21 protein-coding genes are annotated in these 22,257 nt (G+C 54.8%); 19 read left to right on the top strand and 2 right to left on the bottom strand.

Annotation, left to right across the window (positions count from 1 at the left end; all coding sequences use genetic code 11):
• Positions 1-6: 6 nt before the first annotated feature.
• The 13 genes from clpP (at position 7) to spoVM (ending at position 13,796) form a co-directional block, all read left to right on the top strand.
• Positions 7-600: an ATP-dependent Clp endopeptidase proteolytic subunit ClpP gene (clpP, locus tag ACFO9Q_RS01680; RefSeq protein ID WP_379177972.1), complete on the top strand. Its 594-nt coding sequence runs from the start codon at positions 7-9 to the stop codon at positions 598-600.
• Positions 601-844: 244 nt separating this feature from the next.
• Positions 845-2,062 (top strand): bifunctional phosphopantothenoylcysteine decarboxylase/phosphopantothenate--cysteine ligase CoaBC, encoded by a 1,218-nt coding sequence (gene coaBC, locus ACFO9Q_RS01675; RefSeq protein WP_379177970.1) that lies wholly within the window; start codon positions 845-847, stop codon positions 2,060-2,062.
• Positions 2,059-4,569 carry a primosomal protein N' gene (gene priA / locus ACFO9Q_RS01670; protein WP_379177968.1) on the top strand — a complete coding sequence of 837 codons (2,511 nt, stop codon included), beginning with the start codon at positions 2,059-2,061 and terminating at the stop codon, positions 4,567-4,569. Before coaBC ends, priA begins: the two co-directional genes overlap by 4 nt.
• Before the next feature lie 43 nt (positions 4,570-4,612).
• Positions 4,613-5,170, top strand: a complete 558-nt coding sequence (def, locus tag ACFO9Q_RS01665; protein ID WP_379177966.1) for a peptide deformylase — start codon at positions 4,613-4,615, stop codon at positions 5,168-5,170.
• Positions 5,171-5,175: 5 nt separating this feature from the next.
• Positions 5,176-6,159 carry a methionyl-tRNA formyltransferase gene (fmt, locus tag ACFO9Q_RS01660; RefSeq protein ID WP_379177964.1) on the top strand — a complete coding sequence of 328 codons (984 nt, stop codon included), beginning with the start codon at positions 5,176-5,178 and terminating at the stop codon, positions 6,157-6,159.
• Complete coding sequence (gene rsmB, locus ACFO9Q_RS01655; protein WP_379177962.1) at positions 6,156-7,661, top strand: 16S rRNA (cytosine(967)-C(5))-methyltransferase RsmB; 1,506 nt, start codon at positions 6,156-6,158, stop codon at positions 7,659-7,661. Before fmt ends, rsmB begins: the two co-directional genes overlap by 4 nt.
• A 137-nt stretch (positions 7,662-7,798) precedes the next feature.
• Complete coding sequence (gene rlmN, locus ACFO9Q_RS01650) at positions 7,799-8,845, top strand: 23S rRNA (adenine(2503)-C(2))-methyltransferase RlmN (RefSeq protein WP_379178044.1); 1,047 nt, start codon at positions 7,799-7,801, stop codon at positions 8,843-8,845.
• A 5-nt stretch (positions 8,846-8,850) separates the two neighbouring features.
• Positions 8,851-9,600, top strand: coding sequence for a Stp1/IreP family PP2C-type Ser/Thr phosphatase (locus tag ACFO9Q_RS01645; RefSeq protein ID WP_379177960.1), 750 nt, complete (start codon positions 8,851-8,853; stop codon positions 9,598-9,600).
• Positions 9,601-9,616: 16 nt separating this feature from the next.
• Complete coding sequence (gene pknB / locus ACFO9Q_RS01640) at positions 9,617-11,695, top strand: Stk1 family PASTA domain-containing Ser/Thr kinase (protein WP_379177958.1); 2,079 nt, start codon at positions 9,617-9,619, stop codon at positions 11,693-11,695.
• Positions 11,685-12,620, top strand: a complete 936-nt coding sequence (rsgA, locus tag ACFO9Q_RS01635; RefSeq protein WP_379177956.1) for a ribosome small subunit-dependent GTPase A — start codon at positions 11,685-11,687, stop codon at positions 12,618-12,620. Before pknB ends, rsgA begins: the two co-directional genes overlap by 11 nt.
• 7 nt (positions 12,621-12,627) lie before the next feature.
• Complete coding sequence (rpe, locus tag ACFO9Q_RS01630) at positions 12,628-13,272, top strand: ribulose-phosphate 3-epimerase (RefSeq protein ID WP_379177954.1); 645 nt, start codon at positions 12,628-12,630, stop codon at positions 13,270-13,272.
• A gap of 11 nt (positions 13,273-13,283) precedes the next feature.
• Positions 13,284-13,568, top strand: a complete 285-nt coding sequence (locus ACFO9Q_RS01625; RefSeq protein ID WP_379177952.1) for a hypothetical protein — start codon at positions 13,284-13,286, stop codon at positions 13,566-13,568.
• A 147-nt stretch (positions 13,569-13,715) separates the two neighbouring features.
• Complete coding sequence (spoVM, locus tag ACFO9Q_RS01620) at positions 13,716-13,796, top strand: stage V sporulation protein SpoVM (protein ID WP_010345573.1); 81 nt, start codon at positions 13,716-13,718, stop codon at positions 13,794-13,796.
• Positions 13,797-13,942: 146 nt separating this feature from the next.
• On the opposite strand, the gene rpmB is transcribed toward spoVM, so the two are convergent.
• Entirely contained in the window at positions 13,943-14,131 is a 189-nt protein-coding gene (rpmB, locus tag ACFO9Q_RS01615) for a 50S ribosomal protein L28 (RefSeq protein ID WP_379177950.1), read from the bottom strand.
• A 321-nt stretch (positions 14,132-14,452) separates the two neighbouring features.
• On the opposite strand from rpmB, the gene ACFO9Q_RS01610 reads away from it, so the two are divergent.
• The 5 genes from ACFO9Q_RS01610 (at position 14,453) to ACFO9Q_RS01590 (ending at position 19,932) form a co-directional block, all read left to right on the top strand.
• A complete protein-coding gene (locus tag ACFO9Q_RS01610) occupies positions 14,453-14,812 on the top strand; it encodes an Asp23/Gls24 family envelope stress response protein (protein ID WP_379177948.1) in 360 nt (119 codons plus the stop codon).
• Between the two features lie 56 nt (positions 14,813-14,868).
• Positions 14,869-16,629 carry a DAK2 domain-containing protein gene (locus tag ACFO9Q_RS01605; protein WP_379178042.1) on the top strand — a complete coding sequence of 587 codons (1,761 nt, stop codon included), beginning with the start codon at positions 14,869-14,871 and terminating at the stop codon, positions 16,627-16,629.
• A gap of 19 nt (positions 16,630-16,648) precedes the next feature.
• The gene (locus tag ACFO9Q_RS01600; RefSeq protein WP_379177946.1) at positions 16,649-17,506 is read left to right on the top strand and encodes a DegV family protein; all 858 of its coding nucleotides are present in this window, start codon (positions 16,649-16,651) and stop codon (positions 17,504-17,506) included.
• Between the two features lie 13 nt (positions 17,507-17,519).
• Entirely contained in the window at positions 17,520-19,571 is a 2,052-nt protein-coding gene (recG, locus tag ACFO9Q_RS01595) for an ATP-dependent DNA helicase RecG (RefSeq protein ID WP_379177944.1), read from the top strand.
• Positions 19,572-19,644: 73 nt separating this feature from the next.
• Positions 19,645-19,932 (top strand): stage VI sporulation protein F, encoded by a 288-nt coding sequence (locus ACFO9Q_RS01590; RefSeq protein ID WP_379177942.1) that lies wholly within the window; start codon positions 19,645-19,647, stop codon positions 19,930-19,932.
• A gap of 91 nt (positions 19,933-20,023) precedes the next feature.
• Here ACFO9Q_RS01590 and ACFO9Q_RS01585 read toward each other — a convergent pair whose 3' ends face one another.
• Positions 20,024-20,722, bottom strand: coding sequence for an SOS response-associated peptidase (locus ACFO9Q_RS01585; protein WP_379177940.1), 699 nt, complete (start codon positions 20,720-20,722; stop codon positions 20,024-20,026).
• Positions 20,723-20,863: 141 nt separating this feature from the next.
• Between ACFO9Q_RS01585 and ACFO9Q_RS01580 the strand changes: the two genes are divergently transcribed.
• On the top strand, positions 20,864-22,246 hold the full coding sequence (locus tag ACFO9Q_RS01580; RefSeq protein ID WP_379177938.1) for a DUF2515 domain-containing protein: 1,383 nt from the start codon (positions 20,864-20,866) through the stop codon (positions 22,244-22,246).
• Positions 22,247-22,257 lie beyond the last annotated feature (11 nt).

The raw sequence follows: 22,257 nt of genomic DNA, 5'->3' as shown, positions 1-22,257 counted from the left end.
CTTAACATGACATTAATCCCTTATGTGGTGGAAACAAGCAATCGCGGGGAGCGGAGCTACGATATCTACTCCCGGCTGCTTAAGGACCGAATCATTATGGTCGGATCTGCTATAGATGAGACGCTCGCGAATGCGGTCGTTGCTCAATTGCTGTTCCTAGCTGCCGATGATCCTGACAGAGACATCCAGATGTATATTAATTCCCCAGGAGGGTCGGTAACGGCAGGGTTCAGCATCTACGATACGATGCAGTATATCAAGCCTGACGTATCGACTATCTGCTTAGGCATGGCCGCCAGCTTCGGTGCTGTGCTGCTCGCAGGAGGGACAGCTGGCAAGCGTTATGCCCTGCCTAACAGCGAAGTGATGATTCATCAGCCGCTTGGAGGCACGCAAGGCCAAGCCTCGGATATTCTCATCCACGCAGATCACATCCTCCGAACCCGCAGCAGGATTAACAGCCTGCTCGCACACCATACAGGTCAGACAGACGAACAGCTCCTGCTTGATTCAGACCGGGACCGTTATATGACTGCAGAGGAAGCCGCTGCTTACGGGCTCATTGATAAGGTTTTACCCTCACATGCCCAAGCTATATAGAATGAACTGACAAGCTGCCGATTGGCAGCTTGTTTTCTTATTTCTCATAAAAAAGAACATTTGTTCGCTTAATTTATGATATCATAGATTTATGTCTATTGGTATTTTTTTCTGTGAGACGAAGCTGGCCACGCCGTATGCGGAGCGGGCTAGAATTGACGTTCTTGTGTGATATGATAGGATAAGCTTATATTGATGGGTATGATCTCAGCTGCAGACTTATAGAATTACGGGGGAAATCCACATGCTAACAGGCAAATCCATTATTCTTGGCATTACAGGCGGCATTGCGGCTTATAAGGGGGCAGCGCTATGCAGCAAGCTAGTCCAGGCTGGCGCGGATGTAAGAGTCATTATGACCGATTCCGCAGCCAAGTTCATCACTCCTCTAACGCTGCAGACGTTATCCCGGCATCCAGTCTATACGGATACGTTCGACGAGCGGGATGCTGCTGTTGTATCACATATTGATCTGGCTGACCATGCCGACCTCATTGTCATCGCACCGGCGACGGCGAACGTCATAGGCAAGATGGCGAATGGTCTGGCCGATGATATGCTTAGTACAACACTGCTTGCCGCAACCTGTCCAATCCTCGTTGCTCCGGCAATGAATGTACATATGTATGAGCATCCTGCAGTGGTACACAATCTGGAGCTGCTTGCTTCGCGGGGCGTCATGTATGTGGAGCCTGGCACAGGGCAGCTTGCATGCGGCTACGTGGCGAAGGGCAGATTGGCAGAGCCCGAGGATATCGTGGCTGCTGTTCAAGCCTTCTTCCGCAGAAGCAAGAGGCTGGAGGGAAAGCGCGTGCTCGTGACGGCCGGCGGTACGATGGAGCGGCTAGATCCTGTAAGGTACTTAACGAATGACTCCTCTGGCAAGATGGGCTTCGCTATCGCAGAGGCTGCGCGGGATATGGGCGCACAAGTGACCTTGATTGCAGGCCGGACAGCTGCTGCTGTTCCAGCAGGCGTTCGCCTCATCTCGGTCGAATCGGCTGAACAGATGCTGAACGCGGCATTACATGAATATGATAATACCGATATCGTTGTCAAGTCGGCAGCGGTTGCCGACTATCGTCCGGCAGCGGTACAGCAGCGCAAGATTAAGAAGACAGGCGAGAAGCTGGTGTTGGAGCTGGAGAGAACGACGGATATTCTGGCTGCGCTCGGCGAGCGGAAGCAGCAGCAATTCCTTGTCGGCTTCGCCGCAGAGACCGAGCAGATCGAGCATTATGCAATGGATAAGCTGCGCCGCAAGCATTGCGACCTCTTGGTCGCCAATGATGTTAGTGCGGAAGGCGCTGGATTCAACGGGGACACGAATATTATGCAGGTGTATAGTGCGGAAGGACTTCTAGAGTCACTGCCTCTCATGACGAAGCGGGAAGCTGCCAATCGGCTCATGACTATCATTGCAGATCGACTTCCACTGCGCAGGGAGAGCGCGGGTCTATGATTGCTAGAGTGATCGTAGACGTGCCAAGCCGGCAGACGGACCGGCCGTTCGACTACGAGGTTCCGCCTCATATGGCAGTCTGGATTGAAGTCGGCAGTCGTGTCGGCGTCCCCTTCGGAGGCAGAGTGCTGCAAGGCTTCGTCACGGAGCTCTCTCCACACTCTGAAGTGGATTCCTCGAAGCTTAAGCCGGTAACTGAACTGTTAGATACCGTACCCCCGCTGCTTCCCGACCTTATTGAGCTTGCCAGGTGGATGAGCGATAAGTATTGCTGCTCTTGGATTGCTTCCCTGCAAGCTATGATCCCTGCTGCGCTTAAGGGCAAGGTCGAGCGAACGGTGCAGCTTGGAGACCGTGAGGATTACGCCTCTAATCTTCCTGTAGACTTGGTGGAATGGCTCCTGGAGAGGAGCCATTCCAAGGTTAAGCTGGAGCAGCTGCAGGACCAGTTCCCGATGTATGCGAGGGAGATTAAGGAAGCGATTAGCTCTGGCCTGTTAATTCAGCGTGCTTCCATCCGAGATCGGCTTGCGGTGAAGCGAGTGCTCACGGTATATCCTCCGGACGACAAGCAAGCAGGGCAAGCTGCGCTTGCCGCATTGCCCGCTCGTTCCGCCAAGCAGCGAGAGCTGTTAGCTTATATGCTGGAGAGAGAAGAGCCTATCGCACTCCAAGCGCTGCTAGTGGAAGCAGGAGCAACGGCTTCTAGCGTGAAGTCGCTCGCTGAGAAGGGGCTGCTTCAGCTTCGAGAGGTGGAGCAGGGAAGGGATCCTTATGCGAACCGGGATTTCGCCAGGACGAAGCCTCTTCCACTGACGGATGAGCAGAGAGCGGTATACGGTGAGCTTGCTGCCGCTGTCGATCGTCAGCAGTCTCAAGTATTCCTGCTGCACGGGGTGACGGGAAGCGGCAAGACCGAGGTCTACCTGCAAGCGATTCAGCATTGCTTGGAGCAGGAACGTCAAGCCATTGTGCTCGTGCCGGAGATCTCGCTGACTCCACAGATGGTTGAACGATTCAAGGGGCGCTTCGGCGATGCGGTCGCCGTCCTCCATAGCCGGCTGTCTAGCGGGGAGCGTTACGATGAGTGGCGCAAGATTCGCAGCAGACAGGTTCAGGTAGCGATTGGTGCGCGTTCGGCCATCTTCGCCCCGTTCGAGCGAATCGGCCTCATTATTATTGACGAGGAGCACGAATCTTCCTACAAGCAGGAAGAGAGTCCGAAGTATCATGCTCGTGACGTCGCAGTGAAGCGTGCCAAGCTGCATGGGGCAGCAGTTGTACTCGGATCTGCGACTCCGTCGCTGGAATCATATGCCGCTGCATCGCGTTCCACATTACCTGCAGCAGGCAGTAATAAGGATGATGCTCGCGGGGCAGCGATGCTCCCTATGCCCCATCGTGTGGAGGGCCGTCCGATGCCTCCGGTCACGGTCATTGATATGCGTGAGGAGCTGCAGGCTGGCAATCGCTCGATGTTCTCCCGCTTGCTCCATCAAGGGCTGGCTTCCAGGCTGGAGCGGGGTGAGCAGTCGGTGCTGCTTCTTAATCGGCGAGGGTATTCAACGTTCGTCATGTGTCGATCCTGTGGATATACGGCTGCCTGTCCGCATTGCGACATCTCGCTCACGTATCACCAGAAGTCGAGGAATATGAGATGCCACTACTGCGGATATGCCGAGATGGCTCCATCGGCCTGCCCGTCGTGCAGCAGCGAGCATATCCGGTATTTTGGAACAGGAACACAGCGGGTCGAAGAAGAGCTCGCTAAGCTGTTCCCGGGCGTTCGGGTTGTTCGCATGGACGTTGATACGACGACGGAGAAGGGATCGCATGAGAGGCTGCTGAAGCAATTCGGGAATCGTGAGGCAGATATTTTGCTGGGCACCCAGATGGTGGCCAAGGGGCTTGATTTTCCCCATGTGACGCTTGTCGGTGTTATCGCTGCCGATACGTCGCTCAATCTGCCTGACTTCCGTGCCGGTGAGCGTACCTTCCAGCTGCTGACTCAAGTAGCCGGGCGGGCAGGGCGGCATCATCTGCCGGGTGAAGTGGTCGTTCAGACCTATACTCCTGAGCACTATGCAATTACGACGGCACAGCAGCATGATTACGAATCCTTCGTCTATGAGGAGCTTCGCCATCGCAGAGTGATGGGCTACCCGCCATTCTGCCGTCTCATTCTCGTTACGATGTCGCATGAGCAGCTTACGCTGCTGACGACGGTCGCTGATCAGTTCTCTTCTAAGCTGCGTGAATTAGCCGCGGAAGAGGGCTGGCTTGGCCCGCTGGAGCGGCCCGTGCCGCGCGCGCTTGACGTGCTTGGACCTGTCGCTTCGCCGATCGCCAGAATGAAAGATCGCTACCGTTTTCAATGTATGATAAAATATCGTGGTAGTATAGACGCATCCGCCTTGATTCGCAAGGCTCTGAAGCCATTCACTGAAGGTCCGCCGCAGCGGCAGGTTCAATTCAGCGTCGATGTTGATCCGCAGATGATTCTATAATCTATCCAGCACTACTTAACTATAGTAAAGAGAGGGAAGCCTCATGGCCATTCGATTAATTGTACAAGATCCAGATCCCGTATTGCGGGAGATTGCCAAGGAAGTAACGAAGTTCAACTCTAATCTGCATAAGCTGCTCAAGGACATGGCAGAGACGATGTATGATGCAGAAGGGGTTGGCCTAGCAGCTCCTCAGATCGGCATCACGAAGCGAGTGATTGTCGTAGATGTGGGCGATGAGCACGGCTTGATTGAGATGGTGAACCCTGAGATTATCGAACAGGACGGGGAGCAGTTCGGCCCGGAAGGCTGCCTGAGCATTACGAACCTGAACGGTGATGTTAGACGGGCTGAGCGCGTCGTGGTGAAGGGTCAGGACCGCGATGGCAACCCGATTACCGTGGAAGCGACGGGGTTCCTGGCACGTGCCTTCCAGCATGAGGTCGATCATCTGAACGGCATTCTGTTCACGGATCTAGCGGAGAGTATCTATGATATCTCGGAGAGAGCGGACCGGGCAGAGAGCGGGGAATGGTCAGAGAGCTCGGAGCGGCCAATACGCGTGAAGAAGTCCGGCACTCCGAACAAAGGCGGCGAGTAGACAGCATGAGAATCGTATTCATGGGGACGCCGGAATTCGCCGTCCCCTCTCTTCATACCTTGCTTGAGCAAGGATATAACATCGTTGCGGTAGTTACGCAGCCAGACCGGCCTAAGGGGCGTAAGCGGACGCTTACGCCTCCTCCGCTTAAGGAAGCGGCTCTTGCCCTCGGTCTGCCGATTCTGCAGCCGGAGCGGATGCGCAATGCTGAAGCAGTGGCGGAGCTGGCTGCTTACGAGCCGGACCTCATCGTGACCGCTGCCTATGGGCAGATCCTCCCTAAGTCTGTACTGGAGCTGCCGAGGCTAGGCTGCATTAATGTACATGGCTCGCTGCTGCCGAAGTATCGGGGCGGCGCGCCTATTCAGCGTTCCATTATGAACGGGGAGAAGGTAACCGGAGTTACGATTATGTACATGGCCGAGGGACTGGACACCGGGGACATGATCTCTAAGGTGGAAGTGCCGATTACGGATGAGGATACGTCTGGCACCTTGTTCGAGAAGCTAAGCCTAGCAGGGGCTAAGCTGCTCGCCGAGACGATGCCTAAGCTCATTGCCGGCGAAGTGCAGGCAGTCCCTCAAGCGGAGGAGGAGGCGACTTATGCTCCTAACCTGAAGCGCGAGGATGAGCAGATTAATTGGTCACGCTCAGCTCGTCAGATCTACGATCAGGTGCGCGGCCTGTCTCCTATGGCAGGTGCCTTCACGACCTTGAACGGAGAGGTGTTCAAGGTATGGGCTTGCGGCAACCTTGGACAGGCTGCTGCTGAGGCGGCTTCAAGTGAAGCGGCGGGTACAAGTAAGGCAGCAGGTGCAGGCACCGTCCTCAAGGTTGAACCACAGGGAATTACCGTGCAGACAGGCAGCGGTCCTCTGCTCGTAACCGTCATTCAGCCGTCGGGCAAGAAGGCGATGCCGGTGTCTGAGTGGCTGAAGGGGACTAAGCTCCAACCGGGTACAATTCTAGGCGGCGGTGATGGAGCATGACGGACAATAAGCAGTTACCAACGAAGACGAAGACGAAGACGACGAAGAATGCTAGCGCTAAGTCTGCTAATCGCCGGCCCGGCAAGCAGCCGCAGCCAAGCTCTGGCGGGCAAGCAGCTGCGGGAGGGCGCAAGAAGCGTACGCCGAGAGAGGTTGCGCTGGACACGCTCGTACGCGTGGCTGAATCTGGCGCATACAGCAATCTGCAGCTGAATCGAGCGCTGCAGGATGCAGATCTGCCAAGGGCCGATGCGGCACTTGCGACAGAGCTGGTCTACGGTACGATTCAGCGGCAAGCGACACTGGACCACTGGCTGGGCAAGTTCGTCGCGAAGGGGCTGCACAAGCTGGAGCCTTGGGTTCACCAGCTGCTCAGGATGAGCGCCTACCAGCTGCTCTATCTGGATCGAATTCCGCCTCATGCGGCGGTTAACGAAGCCGTAACGATCGCTAAGCGACGGGGACATTCCGGCATATCCGGGATGGTGAACGGTGTCCTGCGCAGCGTTGACCGCGGCAGAGCAGAGCTGACAGAGGCCAGCATCTCCAGCAGCCGTCCAGCGGAGGAGCTGGCGCTGCGCCATTCCTATCCGGAGTGGCTAGTGCAGCGCTGGATTGACTCCTATGGGATCAGCACCGCTGAAGCAATCTGCAGAGCCGGCAATGAGCAGCCTCATTCCTCTCTCCGTGTGAACCGGCTTCGGCTGTCTCGCGAGGAGGCATTATCCCGCCTTGCAGAGGAGCAGTACGACGCAGCGCCATCTCCTGCCGCGCCTGCTGGCATCGTGGTGAAGCGCGGAGGCAATCTGGCTGACACCATTGAATACCGTGATGGTCTGTGGACGGTTCAGGATGAGAGCTCGATGCTTGTGGCCGAGGTCGTTGCTCCGCAAGCGGGCATGAAGGTGCTCGATTGCTGTGCGGCACCCGGAGGGAAGACGACTCATATGGCCGAGCTTATGCAGAACAAGGGCAAGGTATGGGCGAATGATCTCCACCCGCATAAGCGGGACTTGATTAATGAGCAGTCGGCCAGACTCGGCCTGAACAATGTAGAAGCCATTACAGAGGATGCCATGAAGCTTGGAGATCGATTCGCTCCTGCCTCCATGGACGCTGTACTGCTTGATGCGCCATGCTCTGGTCTTGGGGTCATTCGGCGTAAGCCTGAGATTAAGTGGACCAAGTCCTTGGCCGATATTCATGCGATCGCGAAGCTGCAGAGCTCTCTGCTTGATGCGGTATGCCCGCTCGTGAAGCCGGGCGGCGTCCTCGTATACAGCACATGCACGATCGAGCTTGAGGAGAACGAAGAGCAGATTCGAAGCTTCCTGTCTCGCCATCCTGAATTCGTGTTAGACCTCGAATGGCCGGAAGAAGTGCTTCAGAGGCTGACCGAAGCGGGTGCAATTGACAGCTCCTTCGACGGGCAAGCCCAGCTGCTCCCCCAGCATTATGGCAGCGACGGCTTCTACATTGCCCGCATGCGCAGGCAAGCCTAGGCGGTTCATGTGACTGATCATGGGCGTTTGTGGTAAAATAAATCAATCAACGGCTAGACTCGGGAAGTCTGCCGTTCAAATAAAGGTACAGGTGTGGTGACATGGAACAATATAAGCCATTCATCTATGATGAAGGCATGAAGCCGTTTATTTATGACTATACGCTCGAGATGCTTCAAGAATGGGTCAAGGAGAACAAGGAGCCTGCCTTCCGTGCGGGCCAGCTGTTCGACTGGCTCTATGTGAAGCGGGTGAAGAGCTTCGAGGATATGACGAACTTGCCGAAGGGGCTTCGAGACAAGCTCGAGAGCCAGTTCCAATTCGTGAAGCTTCAGGAGATTACGAAGCTGGAATCGAAGGATGGGACGGTTAAGTTCCTATTCGGCCTATATGACAACCATGCTATTGAGACGGTTGTGATGCGCCATAATTACGGGAACAGCATCTGTGTGACTACTCAGGTAGGCTGCCGTATCGGCTGCACTTTCTGTGCTTCCACGCTTGGCGGATTGAAGCGGAACCTGACGGCTGGGGAGATCGTAGCCCAAGTGGTAACTGCCCAGCAGGCGTTGGATGCAACGGGTGAACGTGTATCCTCCATTGTCATTATGGGCTCCGGCGAGCCGTTCGAGAACTATGACGCTACGATGGCTTTCCTACGAATTATGATTCATGAGAAGGGTCTTAACATCGGTCAGCGCCACATTACGGTGTCTACCAGCGGAATCGTTCCAAGCATGTATAAGTTCGCTGAAGAGAACACGCAGATTAATCTGGCTCTGTCCATCCACGCTCCGAATGATGAGCTCCGCTCGAAGCTGATGCCGGTCAACCGCCGTTATCCGCTCGATGAAGTGCTGGAAGCCTGCCATTACTATCTCGCCAAGACAGGGCGCCGAATTACGTTCGAATACGCGCTGATCGGGGGAGTGAATGATCGTCCAGAGCATGCGGATGAGCTCGGCAGGGTGCTTAAGGGGATGCTCTGCCACGTCAACCTAATCCCGGTTAACTATGTGCCGGAACGGGATTACGAGCGGACTCCGCGTGATGATATCTTCGAATTCCAGCGCGTGCTGGAGAAGCATAAGGTTAATGTGACCATACGCAGAGAGCAGGGACATGATATCGCAGCCGCCTGCGGCCAGTTAAGGGCCAAACATATGGAATCCACGGCGAGGTGAACAGGTTGATTACGGCTAACCGCAGTGATATCGGACGCGTTCGTTCGATCAATGAAGATCGATCCTGGGTCGGTCAGCTTGACAATGGGATTACGCTTGCGATCGTTGCAGACGGTATGGGCGGGCACCAAGCAGGCGATGTAGCCAGTCAACTGGCTGTGGAAGCGTTCCGTGAGACCTTGTCAGAATCTGCGAGCAAGGAAGGCTTGACCGTTGATGAGGGCAAGATGCTCATACGTCAAGCCATTCTTCGCGCGAATGATGCGGTCTATGACATTGCTTCTCGCAATGAACAGTACCATAATATGGGAACTACAATCGTAGCTACCTTGCATGTGAATCGTGAGGTCATCATTGGACATATTGGTGACTCGCGAGCATATCGTATTACACAGAACCGAATAGAACAATTAACGGAAGACCATACGCTCGTGAATGAGCTTGTGAAGTCAGGGCAAGTGACGGCAGAGGAAGCCGCTCACCACCCTCGGCGCAATGTCATTACACGTGCGGTTGGTACAGATGCCGAAGTGGAAGTAGATGTTCAGACTCTAACGCTGGCGGAGGGCGATATTCTGCTGCTATGCAGCGACGGCCTCAGCAATATGGTCAGCGACGAAGTCATGCTGCTCATGGTGAGCAATCCGGACTCCGATCTGGATACGAAGGCGGAACGTCTCATTCAGTTGGCGCTGCATGCCGGAGGAGACGATAATATTACGGTCGTCCTCCTGCAAGACGAAGCCGCGAATTGAGAGGGGTGGAACGCTCATGATAGGACATGATCTAGGGGGACGCTACGAGATTCTGACGCGCATAGGCGGCGGCGGAATGGCGCTGGTGTACAAGGCGCATGATGTGCTGCTGAATCGCAAGGTTGCGGTGAAGGTGCTTCGTCAGCAATTCGTGCATGACGAGGAGTTCATCCGCCGCTTCCGCAGAGAAGCGCAGTCAGCAGCGTCGCTCTCCCATCCGAATGTCGTCAGCATCTATGATGTTGGGCAGGAGGAAGACATTCATTATATTGTTATGGAATACATTGAAGGTCATAACCTGAATGAAATTATACAAGAGCGTGCTCCTCTGCAGACAGAGGAATCGGTTCGAATCGCGCAGCAGATCTGCGATGCGCTCGACCATGCTCATCATAATCAGATTATTCATCGCGACATTAAGCCGCACAATATTCTCATCGGGAAGAATGGACGAGTTAAGGTGACCGACTTCGGAATTGCCCGAGCAGTCACTTCGTCTACAATTACGCAGACTGGCTCAGTTGTCGGCTCCGTTCACTACTTCTCCCCTGAGCATGCGAAGGGGATATCGACCGGGGAGAAGTCCGATCTCTATTCCCTCGGCATCGTGCTCTATCAGATGCTGACGGCGAAGCTGCCATTCCTGGGAGAGAGTCCGATCAGCGTGGCGCTGAAGCATCTCCAAGAGAACTTCGAAGAGCCGCGGGTCGTTAATCCGCATATTCCGCAGAGTGTCGAGAATGTCATTCTGCGCTCCATGCGCAAGAATCCTAATGAACGCTACAACTCCGCGCAGGAGATGATGCATGACTTGGAGACATGCTTGAAGCCCGAGCGTCTGCGCGAGCCGAAGGCTGTCTTCACAAGTGATCACGACTTGGATGAGACTAGGGTCATGCCTGCACTGAAGGAGATGCGCTCTGTAGAGGGAACGGCGGTACCGACTGCCACTCTCTCAGGCAAGGAGCAGCAATGGGACACTGGCAAGCTCGATGATCAGCGGAAGCGCGGGTGGAAGCGTCCGGTAACGATTGTAGGGGTGACGCTCGTCATCCTTGCACTGATTATCGCAGGGTTCATCTATCTGCTGGGACGACTGGATGCTCCGGAAGTGAAGGTGCCTTATGTCATTGGGAAGACGTTAGATGAAGCTCGCAAGGAGCTGACCGATGCCGGGCTCGAGGTTGAAGAACCTGTTGTACGTCAATTCAAGAAGGACGTTCCGAAGGACCAGGTGTATGACCAGACGAAGTCGAATATGATGGCTAAGGAAGGCTCTACAGTTAAGCTCTATGTCAGCGACGGTCCGCCGCTGTCTCAACTGGAATCTCAGATTGGACAGACTCTTGAATCGGCTCTTCAGCAGCTGGCAGATCTAGGTGTGGACAGGGATACTCAGATCGATGTGAGAGAGGAATTCAGCGACAAGGATCCGGGTATCATTATTGATCAGACGCCCGACGGCGGAGTGCCGTTCGATCCAGAGACAGAACAGTTCACCTTCACAGTCTCCAAGGGACCTGAGACGTTCAAGATGCCAGATCTGACAGGTATGACAGAGAAGGAAGCGCTGGATATGATCAAGGCTAACGACCTTGTCATTGATCAGGAGGATATTGTTCGGACGCCAAGCTATGCGAAGAAGGGGACCGTGCTTGATCAATCCCCGTACAAGGCAGGCGAAGCGGTCACGAAGGGTGCCAAGGTGTCCATTACTGTTGCTTCCGGCTTCCCTAAGGATGCAATTGAAGCGACCTTCCAGTTGGATATCTCGCCCGCAGTAGCTGGCAAGGCCAGTGAAGTGCGTATCGTCTACAATGATGCCACTGGAGAGAATATAGAATGGGGCAAGCGTCAGATTACCGATATGCAGAGATTATCGGTCAAGGTTGTAGTCGACCCTGACAATGATGCCTTAATCTCTGTTACAAGAGACGGACAATACATCGACACTTACCCGGTCACTTATGAAGAAGCGTTGGCAGGCGGGACGCTGGCGCCGGATGCGCCTGCGGGTGCAACCGAGCCTCCGGCGGATGAGCCGGCCAATACTCAGACTAGCAACAATGACAGCGAGGCTAACAATGACAACTAGCTCGAGCCATGCACAGCTAAGAGGACAGATCGTTAAGGCGTTAAGCGGATATTATTACGTAAGACCGGACGGAGCTGCGTCCGACTCTGTCTCCATACAATGCAGAGGCAGGGGGATTCTTAAGAAAAAAGGTCTTACACCGCTCGTTGGGGACCATGTGCTGTACAGCTTGACGGAGAACGGGGAAGGCATGGTCGATGAGCTGCTGCCCCGCTCTTCAGAGCTTATTCGCCCTCAGGTCGCTAACGTTGACCTTGCCATTCTTGTCTTCTCGGTCACAGAGCCTGCTCTGAATCTGCAGCTGCTGGATAAGTTCCTGCTTCATATCGAGCATGCCGGCATTGAGGCCGTTCTCTGTCTGAGCAAGCAGGACCTGGAGGAGAGCGGCTCGGAATCGGAGGAGGCGAAGGAATCAGCAGCTTCGGTTCACCGCATCTATGAGCCGATCGGATATGAAGTATACGGCACCAGCTCACGAAGGGGCTCCGGCATTGATGCGTTGCACAAGAGGCTTCAAGGTCATGTAGCGGTCTTCGCTGGACAATCCGGGGTGGGCAAGTCCTCACTGCTGAATGCCATTGTACCCGGCCTAACGCTGGAGACGAATGAGATCTCGAATCGGCTGGGCCGCGGCAAGCATACGACCAGACATGTCGAGTTAATCGATATTGGAGGCGGGCTAGTCGCAGACACTCCGGGATTCAGCCAGCTTGACTTCGAGGAGCTGGGCATTGAGGATCTCGGATACTGCTTCCGAGATATGCGGGAGCTGGCGCCCCAATGCAAGTTCCGAGGCTGCACGCATACCCACGAGCCTAGCTGCGCCGTTCTCGCTGCTGTTGCCGATGGTCGACTCGCAGCCAGCCGCCATGAGAATTATGTCTTGTTCCTGGCGGAGATGAAAGAAAAAAAACGGAGGTATTAAGAGCAGTATGTCCATCATCGCACCTTCCATCTTATCCGCAGATTTTGCCCGCTTGGGTGATGAAATCAGAGACGCAGAAGCAGCGGGCGGCGACTGGATTCATATTGACGTCATGGACGGACACTTCGTACCTAATCTAACCTTCGGTCCGCCAATTATAGGGGCCGTTCGTTCCTATACGAAGCTTCCGTTCGATGTTCACTTAATGATTGAGCGCCCGGATGATTCTATTGCAGCTTACGCCGCTGCCGGTGCGGACCGAATTACGGTCCATGCCGAGGCATGCGTTCATCTCCATCGTACCATACACCTTATTAAGGAGCTTGGCTTGCCTGCAGGAGTCGCGATTAACCCGGGCACGCCAGTATCCGCGCTGGAGGCTGTACTGGATGACGTAGACCTCGTTCTCATCATGACGGTGAATCCAGGCTTCGGCGGCCAGAGCTTCATCCCATCTTCCCTAGGCAAGCTTCGCCAGCTTAGAGCTATGCTGGACGAACGCGGCCGCAAGGATACCCATATTCAAGTGGACGGCGGCATTAATCAGTCGACTGTAGCGCTCGTTCGCGAGGCAGGCGCTAATGTGCTTGTTGCCGGCAATGCCATATTCGGAGAGAATGACCGCGCGGCTGCAATTGCAGCACTGCGATAGAGGAGCTGGAGATGGGGAATAAGTGGAAGATAGCCTTCTGGCTCATTTGGTACGCTTTTTTGTGCGGAGGCATGCTGGCGCTGTTCGCTACGATTCCAAGCTTGCTCCGATTCGGTTTCTCACTGCTTGCGATCTACATTGGCATCCGCTTCTTCCGGAGGTTTGAGGGAATTGGTCTGAGAGCAGGGTTTATCGGACTTTCAGTTTTTTATTATCTGCTCCTCACGCTCATTATCGCATTAGTCAGATACGCTCAGAATCCCGACGCTTTCAACAGTATGCTGCAGGGTGCCTAGCGCATTCCACAATGGAATAGGACGGCTTTACGCCGCATAGGATGGTTACATGAACTAAGGTTCGTGTAACCTTTTTATTGGTTGGAGAATGTAATAGGAAGAGTGGGCATTCGTGAATTCGATGAGCGTGTCTGAGGAGGGATGGGCATGAAATTCTACACAATTAAGCTGCCGAAATTTTTGGGCGGGTTCGTCAAGGCAATACTGAATACCTTCCAGAAAAATTAGGCCCGAAGCTACTGCCGTCGAACGATAATCAGCGTCAGCTTAATGTACAGAAGATACAGGCAGGGCGGTCGCAGCCCCTCCTGCTTGTATTCAACAAAAAAAAGCACCTGATTCCAGGTGCTTTTTAACATTTTGGATTGAATCCATTATACGCGAGCAAGCTTGAGCGTCTTCAGTGCGCGAGCGCTGACATAGACACGCTTCGGCTTACCGTTAACTAGAATGCGAACCTTCTGAACGTTAACACCCCATGAACGACGATTCTTGTTGTTAGCATGGGATACATGGTTGCCTTTACCTGGCGCCTTGCCTGTAATGAAACATTTGCGAGACATCGAATACACCTCCTTCAAAAATGGTCAAACTTACAAGTTCGACATAAGCCATAAGCTTAAGTGTTCTGCAGCTGCAGAACTCCTAGTTCATTAGCGTCAGCAAATCCTCTTCGATTAGAAGGGGACTGCACATAAACATACTTCAATATGTTATCACAATTCAGGGGAGTGTTCAACCTAAAAAGTAATTGTATGAAGGAGTAGGAAAGTGGTCAATAGTGGGAATGTTAATCTTATATAATGAACGGACTTCAATAAAGTCCCGGTTTATAGTACAATGGTGTCTAGTCCATAATACATACGGTAAAGGAGTGTATTTCCATGCCTCTGCAGCTTAGCACCGAACTTGGAAAAATATTTGTAACAGACGATTGCATAGCGGTCATCGCCGGCTCAGCGGCTATGGATTGTTATGGGCTTGTCGGAATGGCTTCACGCAAGCAATTGAAGGACGGCATCGCAGAGCTATTGGGCAGAGATAATCTGTCCCGCGGCGTTGAAGTAAGAAGAGAACATGAACTATTACACATTGATTTACACATCATCGTAAGCTATGGAACCAAAATATCCGAAGTTGCACATAACATACAATCGAAAGTTAAATATGTGTTGAATGACGTGATCGGTCTAAAAGTGGACCAGGTCCATATTTTTGTTCAAGATGTACGTGTATCCAGTTAGCGGAAGGGGAATTTTAGTTGAGTAAGCGCTTCATAAACGGAACTGATTTTGCCTCAATGGCACTGCTCGGTGCGGATCTCCTATCGCGTAATGTAGACCGAGTGAACGCATTGAATGTGTTCCCGGTGCCGGACGGCGATACGGGAACGAATATGAATCTGACGATTGTCTCCGGGGTGCGCGAGCTGCGCAGCAAGCCTTCGACATCAATTGCCAAGGCTTCTGAAGCTCTATCCAAGGGGCTGCTGATGGGAGCACGGGGGAACTCTGGCGTTATTCTATCCCAGCTGTTCCGTGGATTCTCCAAGGCGCTGGCCGGACTGGAGGAAGCGGGCACAGTTCAGATTGCTGCTGCTCTTCAACAAGGAGTGGATATGGCCTACAAGGCGGTCGTGAAGCCAGTCGAAGGAACAATCCTTACAGTGGCTAAGGATACAGCCAAGTATGCCGTACAGTATGCACGTCGAACGAATGATGTCGTGGAGCTCATGCAGGAGGTGCATGCACGGGCGAATGAGTCGCTGCAGCGTACTCCTGACTTGCTGCCTGTACTGAAGCAGGTCGGGGTTGTCGATTCCGGCGGACAAGGATTGGTATTCATCTACGAGGGGTTCCTTCGCAGTCTGTCCGCTGCTGACGGCGGCACGCTGGAGGATGAATTCAGCCTGTGGGCAGAGGCAGCGCGTCCTGAAGAGGTAGCTGTTCCATCCAGCGCTGCTCCTAAGCGGGGTGACGAGTTCACATCCGCACAGTCCCGACTCACGACTGAAGCCATAGAGTTCCTCTATGACATGGAGTTCTTCATTAATCGCAAGCTGGCTGGCGGATCGGTACCATCCTTCAACGAGGCTGCCTTCAAGCAGGCGTTGTCGAAGGACGGCGATTCGATCTTAGTCATTACGGAAGACGATATTATTAAGGTGCATGTCCATTCACGCAGACCGGGGGATGTGCTTAATCTGGCGCTTCCTTACGGTGAGTTGACTGACATTCATATTCTCAATATGCGTGAGCAGCATAGAGATCTACTGGACAGCGAAGCGGCTCAGCCTGCTGAAGCCGCGACGGCAGCCTATATCGGCAGCGAGCTGTTCTCTCCGGCGGAGGTGTTGGCCGGTACGGCTGTTCAGGCTGTTCCTCCAGGGGAAGTGCATGAATGGGCAGCCTTCGGCATTGTAGCTGTGGCTATGGGAGAAGGCATTGCGAATATATTCCTTGACAGTGATGTGGATATCGTCCTGTCCGGCGGCCAGACGATGAATCCGAGCACAGAGGACTTCGTTAAGGCGATTGAGGCGCTGCCTGCCGAGCATATCTTCCTGCTGCCGAACAATGGCAACATTATTCTCGCCGCCGAGCAAGCGGCTGAGCTGAGTGAGCGCAGTGTCACGGTCATCCCGACGAAGACGATTCCCCAAGGACTGGCGGCAGTGATGGCCTTCAAGGAGAATGAATCCGCAGAGCGGAATCGCGAGTGGATGAAGTCGGCAGCAGCCGGTGTGCTCTCCGGGCAAGTTACCCAAGCGGTGCGCGATACGTCCATTGACGGTGTCGACATTCGTGAAGGGGATTACATTGGCATTCAGGAGAAGGCTATCGTTATCTCCCATCCGAATCTGAATGAAGCTTGCCAAGGGCTGTTAGCTCAGATGCTGGCCAAGGGGGGCGATCTGCTCACCATAATCGCAGGTGAGGATGCGACTGAAGCTGACCTGACGATCCTAACGGAATGGACAGAGCAGAATTACCCGGATCTAGAGATTGAAGTACAAGCAGGCGGACAGCCGTTGTATCCTTATCTGTTCGCGGTAGAATGAATAAGTTGGAGGGGTTCTAGTGAGTAAGGTCCGTATTCTAACTGACAGTACTTCGGACATCCCGCAGGAGATCAGAGAGGAACTTGGCATTGTGATGGTTCCGCTGAAGGTATTGTTCGGTGAAGAGGTATATGCAGACGCCGTAACCATCGGGTCGGATGAGTTCTATGAGAAGCTGCAAGCATCCAGTCAATTGCCCACAACTTCACAGCCTTCGCCGATCGAGTTCATGGAGGTCTATGAGCAGCTTCTCGTAGAAGATGCGAACGCGCCCATCCTATCCTTCCACCTCTCGTCCGCGATGAGCGGCACGTATCAATCTGCCGTGCTCGGACAGTCCATGCTGGAAGGGTACCATGATATTACGGTCGTTGATTCGAAGTCCGCCTCCTATGGCTTCGGCTTCCGCGTAGTGGCCGCTGCGAAGCTGGCGAAGGCTGGCAAGTCGAAGGAAGAGATACTAGAGAACGATGCTCGGCTTGCTAGCGGACTGCATCTCTACTTCCTCGTAGATACGCTGGAGTATCTGCAGAAGGGCGGACGTATCGGCAAGGCTTCTGCCTTAATTGGATCTATTCTTAATATTAAGCCGATATTGTCCATTACGAATGAGGGTGAGGTCCATGCGGTCGACAAGGTTCGCGGGCAGAAGAAGGCGCTGGGCCGTATTATCGAGCTGCTGAAGCAAGACTTCGGACCGGATGAGCCCGTTGACATTATGATTGCGTGGTCGCAGCGTAATGAGATGGCTATGGAGCTGTGCGAGCAGGTGAAGAGCAGCTTCAACGTGCGCGATATTACTTATACGAAGCTGGGAGCTGTCATTGGAACGCATGTAGGTCCAGGAACTTCAGCTGTCTTCATGTATAAGGTATAAGGGATAGATAGACATGATGCTTGAACAATTAACCGTTCGGCAGATCAGAGGCGTGAGCGCTCCTAAGGAACAAGAGCTTCACGCCTTTGGCATTCATACAGTTGCCGACTTATTGGATTATTACCCGTATCGGTATGAGGATTACCGGATTCGCGAGCTGGCAGATGTGAAGGATGGAGACAAGGTAACGGTGCAGGGCGTTATCCGCAGCAGCCCGACGCTGCAGAGATACGGCAAGGCGAAGTCTCGGCTCAGCTGCAAGATTGAGATGGAGCAGATGCTCATTACGGCAACGTGGTTCAATCGTCAATTCCTTCAGGACCAGCTCGTCCCTGGCCGTGAGATTGTCGTGACAGGCAAGTGGGATCAGAATCGGCGGCAGCTTACCGCGACCGATTCAGAGTTCCCGGACCGTGGAGGTGCTGCGAAGTCGGGCACGCTACAGCCAGTCTACTCGGTTGGCGGCGCCATTACTCAAGCGTGGATGCGCAAGACGATGAAGCAGGCGCTGCTGCAGTACGGGGCCATGATTGAAGAGGTGCTTCCCTACGAGCTGGTGGAGAGGCATAAGCTGATGGCCAGGGGAGAAGCGGTGAAGCGAATCCACCTCCCAGACGATGTGAAGGAAGGGCTATCCGCCCGCCATCGAATGGTCTATGAGGAGCTCTTCCTGTTCCAGCTGAAGCTGCAGGCCTACCGGGCGCTTAATCGGAAGCGTGCAGATGGGATTGCCCATCAGATTGACGCAGAGAGCATTCGAGCCTTCGCCGCGACCTTGCCCTTCGAGCTGACCGATTCGCAGAAGAAGGTCATTAATGAGATTCTCGTCAATATGCGTCAGCCCTCCTGCATGAATCGACTGCTCCAAGGTGATGTAGGCGCAGGCAAGACGGTCGTAGCGGCTATTGCCTTGTATGGAGCTGTCAAGTCCGGACATCAGGGGGCTCTAATGGTACCAACCGAGATTCTTGCTGAGCAGCATGTGCGCTCCTTGCGCAAGCTGTTCGCGGATACGGGCATCGAGATTGGCCTGCTGACAGGAAGCCTCACTGAGCGGAAGCGGAGGGATGTGCTCGCCGGGATGCAGATGGGCATCATTGATATCGTGGTCGGCACCCACGCTCTTATTCAGGAGGATGTGTACTTCCGCAGTCTAGGACTCGTGGTGACCGACGAGCAGCATCGCTTCGGGGTGAACCAGCGAAGCATTCTCCGGCGCAAGGGGATGGCTCCCGATGTGCTGACTATGACCGCGACTCCCATTCCTCGAACGCTGGCCATCTCGGCATTCGGCGATATGGACGTATCGACGCTTCGCGAGAGGCCGCATGGACGCAAGCCCATCAAGACGTACTGGGTGAAGCATGAGATGATGGAGCGGGTACTGGGCTTCATCCGCCGTGAGGTAAGCGCTGGGCGGCAGGCCTATATCATCTGTCCGCTGATCGAGGAGTCGGAGAAGCTTGACGTGCAGAATGCGATCGACATCCACGTCCAGATGCAGCAGGCCTTCCCCGATCTGAAGGTAGGGCTGCTGCACGGCCGTCTGTCCGCTGCAGACAAGGATGCCGTCATGGGCGAATTCGGACGGAACGAGACGCAGGTGCTCGTCGCGACTACGGTGGTCGAGGTAGGTGTTGACGTTCCGAATGCCACGCTGATGGTCATTATGGACGCCGAGCGATTCGGCTTGTCCCAGCTTCATCAGCTCAGGGGCCGCGTCGGCCGGGATGCCCATCAATCGTATTGTGTGCTGGTAGCTGATCCGAAGTCGGAGAACGGGCGAGAGCGGATGAAGGTCATGACCGATACGGATGACGGCTTCGAAGTGGCGCGGCGAGACCTTGACCTGCGAGGTCCCGGGGACTTCTTCGGGACGAAGCAGAGCGGGGTGCCAGAGTTCCGCATCGCCGATATGGTGGCGGATTATGAGGTGCTGGAGACCGCCCGCGACGATGCCGGGGAGTTGACAGCGCGCGAAGATTTCTGGAGCAATCCTTCTTATGCGCGCATTCGTGCGATCTTGCAGAAGGACGCGATTTTCCAAGGGGAACAGCTCGATTAAGCAACATCCGCCCCCTTCCGGCATATAGTTAACCGATGGGAATCGGATGTCCGGATGGAGGTGTGCGAGGAACGTGAGTTATCAGAAGTATGGCATTCCGCCTCAGTTCGTCGAGCGCGTGAAGCTGAAGCTGAAGAATCCTGCAGTGAAGGACAAGATTAGACTGCTGCTCGGCAATGTGACCAAGTATGATCTGCAGGACCGCCCCAAGGTGAAGAAGCTCGTGAAGTCGGCTTCCTCGATTCTGAAGGAGCCGCTTACGGACACACAGGAGGACCAGATCGTTGCCTTTGTGCTTGCGCAGAAGATCGATCCCAATAATACATTCCATTTGCTCAAGCTATGGGGCATGTTCCGCTGACCTTCGGGTCAGCATTTTTTTTTTATATATAGATAGCGTGCGTGCACGTGTGTAAATATCAGGCTCGCCCGCAGTCACCCTCGCTCACCCCTCACCATAACCCGAGCTGCTCGTCCAGCTGGATAGGCTCTATACAATCAGCGTTGTCTCTGCGCGCATTGCCTACAGCGGCAGCCACGGGATAAGCCTCAAGCTCCCCAGCCGCGTAAGGCTTCAGCAGCTGCTCCAGCTGCCCCGGCTCCACGATCCGCCGATCCAGCCAGTGGGGTTCATCCTCGCGGCGCAGAATGACGGGCATCCGGTCATGGATGGGCGCCATGAGCTCGTTCGGTGCAGTCGTCAGTATGGTGCAGGAGCTGATCCTGGCACCATCGCCACTCGTCCACGTCTCGTACAGCCCGGCCATGGAGAAGATTCCCCGATCCTTCCGAACGATGCGCATCGGCTGCTTGCCAGAGGAAGTGGTCTGCCACTCATAGAAGCCGTCGGCCGGGATGATGCAGCGCTTGCGGCGGAGCGCTGTCTTGAAGGCAGGCTTCGCGGCCGCGCTCTCCGACCTTGCATTAATCATCGACAAGCCCGTCTTCGGGCTGTCTGCCCAAGGCGGAATAAGTCCCCACTGCAGCTCACCCAGCTTGTTCTTCTCCCCATCATGGATGACAGCGAGCACACTCTGGCTTGGAGCGACGTTGTACCTCGGGACGTGATAAGGAATAAGGACATCCCCTTCAATCATATATCGCATCATTAGCTCCTCGATGGAGACTGTGATGGTGAATCTTCCGCACATCGGAACCTCCGCCTCTCTCGCACAGATTGCTGCAGCCCTATTATACAATGCCGCAAGGCAGGTGTGCATCGCGGTGTGTTGCATGTCATGGGATGAATTGGCTCATACTGGGTGGTACAACGAGCGAGGAGTGCTTAAGAGATGAATCGTCTTGCAAAAGGAAAAGGAACCGCAAGCTGGCTGATGCGGCTCATTGGCTTGCCCGCTGCCGCTTATGCTTATGCCGCTGGCAAATGGCACAGCTTATCCGCTTCGCACCACATGGCGGAGGGTGCTCTGCCGCTTGTGCTGGAGCCGAAGGCTGCTGCACAGCTGGCGGCTGAATGGAAGGTTATTGCGCTGCAGCACAAGGGACTGGGCCAAGGGGGGAGTGAGTATAAGCTGGAGGCCGCTATGCCGCTGGGCAGCTGGACGGACAGCGGCATGACCGCATATGGGGCGGAGGGACTGACTCCGGCTGAGCTTACTCTCGTGAGGCGCATTCGGTCGGAGACCGAAGCGCTCAATCGCAACAATGTGACACGGACGGAAGCCTATCGGGCCATCTATGGGCGCTTGCCGGAGCTGCATTGGGCGCTGCTCGCGCACCTGGTATCGCGTAACGGAGGCTGGAATATGACCGATCTGCAGGGGGAGCTGCTGCCGCGATTGCTTGGAGAGGAGAAGCGGGAGGCGGTTTTCCGCTTCCTGGAGCGGGCTAATATGTTGATTTTCCAAGATGCGTATCCCCAATTGCTCCTGTATGAAGCCTCTCTGAGAGAGCGGCGCGGACTGTTCCACCTGCTGCCTTCCTTAGGCATATCCCGGTTCATGCGGCCGGTGTGGGAGCAGTTCTGGGAGCGTCGGGACCCTGTTCCTCTGACCGTTGCACTCATTGTGAATGAACAGCATTACATTGAAGGCCGTGTTGTTCGGCATCCATTCTACCAGCAGAGGGTGCTTCATACGATGTTCTTCGGCATGCAGTCGATGCTTCAGCTCAATGCGGTCGTATTCCCCTATCACTTAAGCGGGGAGCTGAGGCTGGCGGGGCTCGTGCTGGAGAACTTCGAGAATCTACAGGAGCGAATTGAGTTCGGCAAGCGGCTGTATGCGATGCTGTTCGGTGTGGCAGAGGTGCGCGAGGGGGCGCTGCGATTCGTTCGCCGTGTCCGCCATTCGGGGTCGCGCCGCGATTATGCGCCTCATCTATTCGCCGCAGTGCGTGAGGCTGCTCCGCAGAAGCTCTATCAGGAGCGGCTGAGCGGCCGCGGGCTTGCTCCGGGAGCAGCGCCGCTCTACAGCCCTGAGCTGGGCGCCGCATGGCAGGATCAACCGCTGGAGGCGGCTGAGCCAGGCGACTGGTTCCCGCCGGAGCGTCCGATTACCCCTTACTTCCGGAAGCTTCCTCTCCCCCGATCGTTCGAGATGACTAATGAATACAGCTTCCTGCTGAATAAGATTGAGCTGGCGGTGCTGGCTGCTCAGCAGCTCCCAGGGAGCTCGGCTGGTGAGCAGGCGAGTCATCCTACCCAGAGGCCGTGAAGGTCATGGTA

The organism is Paenibacillus sp. GCM10023252 (genome assembly GCF_042653305.1).
Taxonomy (GTDB): domain Bacteria; phylum Bacillota; class Bacilli; order Paenibacillales; family Paenibacillaceae; genus Pristimantibacillus.
This window is presented reverse-complemented; position numbering and strand designations above follow the sequence as displayed.

What these genes read in the sequence shown, in the direction of transcription:
- ACFO9Q_RS01585 (WP_379177940.1), bottom strand. Translation starts at nt 20,722, where the DNA reads ATGTGCGGAAGATTCACCATCACAGTCTCCATCGAGGAGCTAATGATG.
- ACFO9Q_RS01610 (WP_379177948.1), top strand. Translation starts at nt 14,453, where the DNA reads ATGCCTCTGCAGCTTAGCACCGAACTTGGAAAAATATTTGTAACAGAC.
- rpmB (WP_379177950.1), bottom strand. Translation starts at nt 14,131, where the DNA reads ATGTCTCGCAAATGTTTCATTACAGGCAAGGCGCCAGGTAAAGGCAAC.
- priA (WP_379177968.1), top strand. Translation starts at nt 2,059, where the DNA reads ATGATTGCTAGAGTGATCGTAGACGTGCCAAGCCGGCAGACGGACCGG.
- rsmB (WP_379177962.1), top strand. Translation starts at nt 6,156, where the DNA reads ATGACGGACAATAAGCAGTTACCAACGAAGACGAAGACGAAGACGACG.
- rpe (WP_379177954.1), top strand. Translation starts at nt 12,628, where the DNA reads ATGTCCATCATCGCACCTTCCATCTTATCCGCAGATTTTGCCCGCTTG.
- rlmN (WP_379178044.1), top strand. Translation starts at nt 7,799, where the DNA reads ATGAAGCCGTTTATTTATGACTATACGCTCGAGATGCTTCAAGAATGG.
- coaBC (WP_379177970.1), top strand. Translation starts at nt 845, where the DNA reads ATGCTAACAGGCAAATCCATTATTCTTGGCATTACAGGCGGCATTGCG.
- recG (WP_379177944.1), top strand. Translation starts at nt 17,520, where the DNA reads ATGATGCTTGAACAATTAACCGTTCGGCAGATCAGAGGCGTGAGCGCT.
- fmt (WP_379177964.1), top strand. Translation starts at nt 5,176, where the DNA reads ATGAGAATCGTATTCATGGGGACGCCGGAATTCGCCGTCCCCTCTCTT.
- ACFO9Q_RS01605 (WP_379178042.1), top strand. Translation starts at nt 14,869, where the DNA reads ATGGCACTGCTCGGTGCGGATCTCCTATCGCGTAATGTAGACCGAGTG.
- pknB (WP_379177958.1), top strand. Translation starts at nt 9,617, where the DNA reads ATGATAGGACATGATCTAGGGGGACGCTACGAGATTCTGACGCGCATA.
- rsgA (WP_379177956.1), top strand. Translation starts at nt 11,685, where the DNA reads ATGACAACTAGCTCGAGCCATGCACAGCTAAGAGGACAGATCGTTAAG.
- clpP (WP_379177972.1), top strand. Translation starts at nt 7, where the DNA reads ATGACATTAATCCCTTATGTGGTGGAAACAAGCAATCGCGGGGAGCGG.
- ACFO9Q_RS01625 (WP_379177952.1), top strand. Translation starts at nt 13,284, where the DNA reads ATGGGGAATAAGTGGAAGATAGCCTTCTGGCTCATTTGGTACGCTTTT.
- spoVM (WP_010345573.1), top strand. Translation starts at nt 13,716, where the DNA reads ATGAAATTCTACACAATTAAGCTGCCGAAATTTTTGGGCGGGTTCGTC.
- def (WP_379177966.1), top strand. Translation starts at nt 4,613, where the DNA reads ATGGCCATTCGATTAATTGTACAAGATCCAGATCCCGTATTGCGGGAG.
- ACFO9Q_RS01580 (WP_379177938.1), top strand. Translation starts at nt 20,864, where the DNA reads ATGAATCGTCTTGCAAAAGGAAAAGGAACCGCAAGCTGGCTGATGCGG.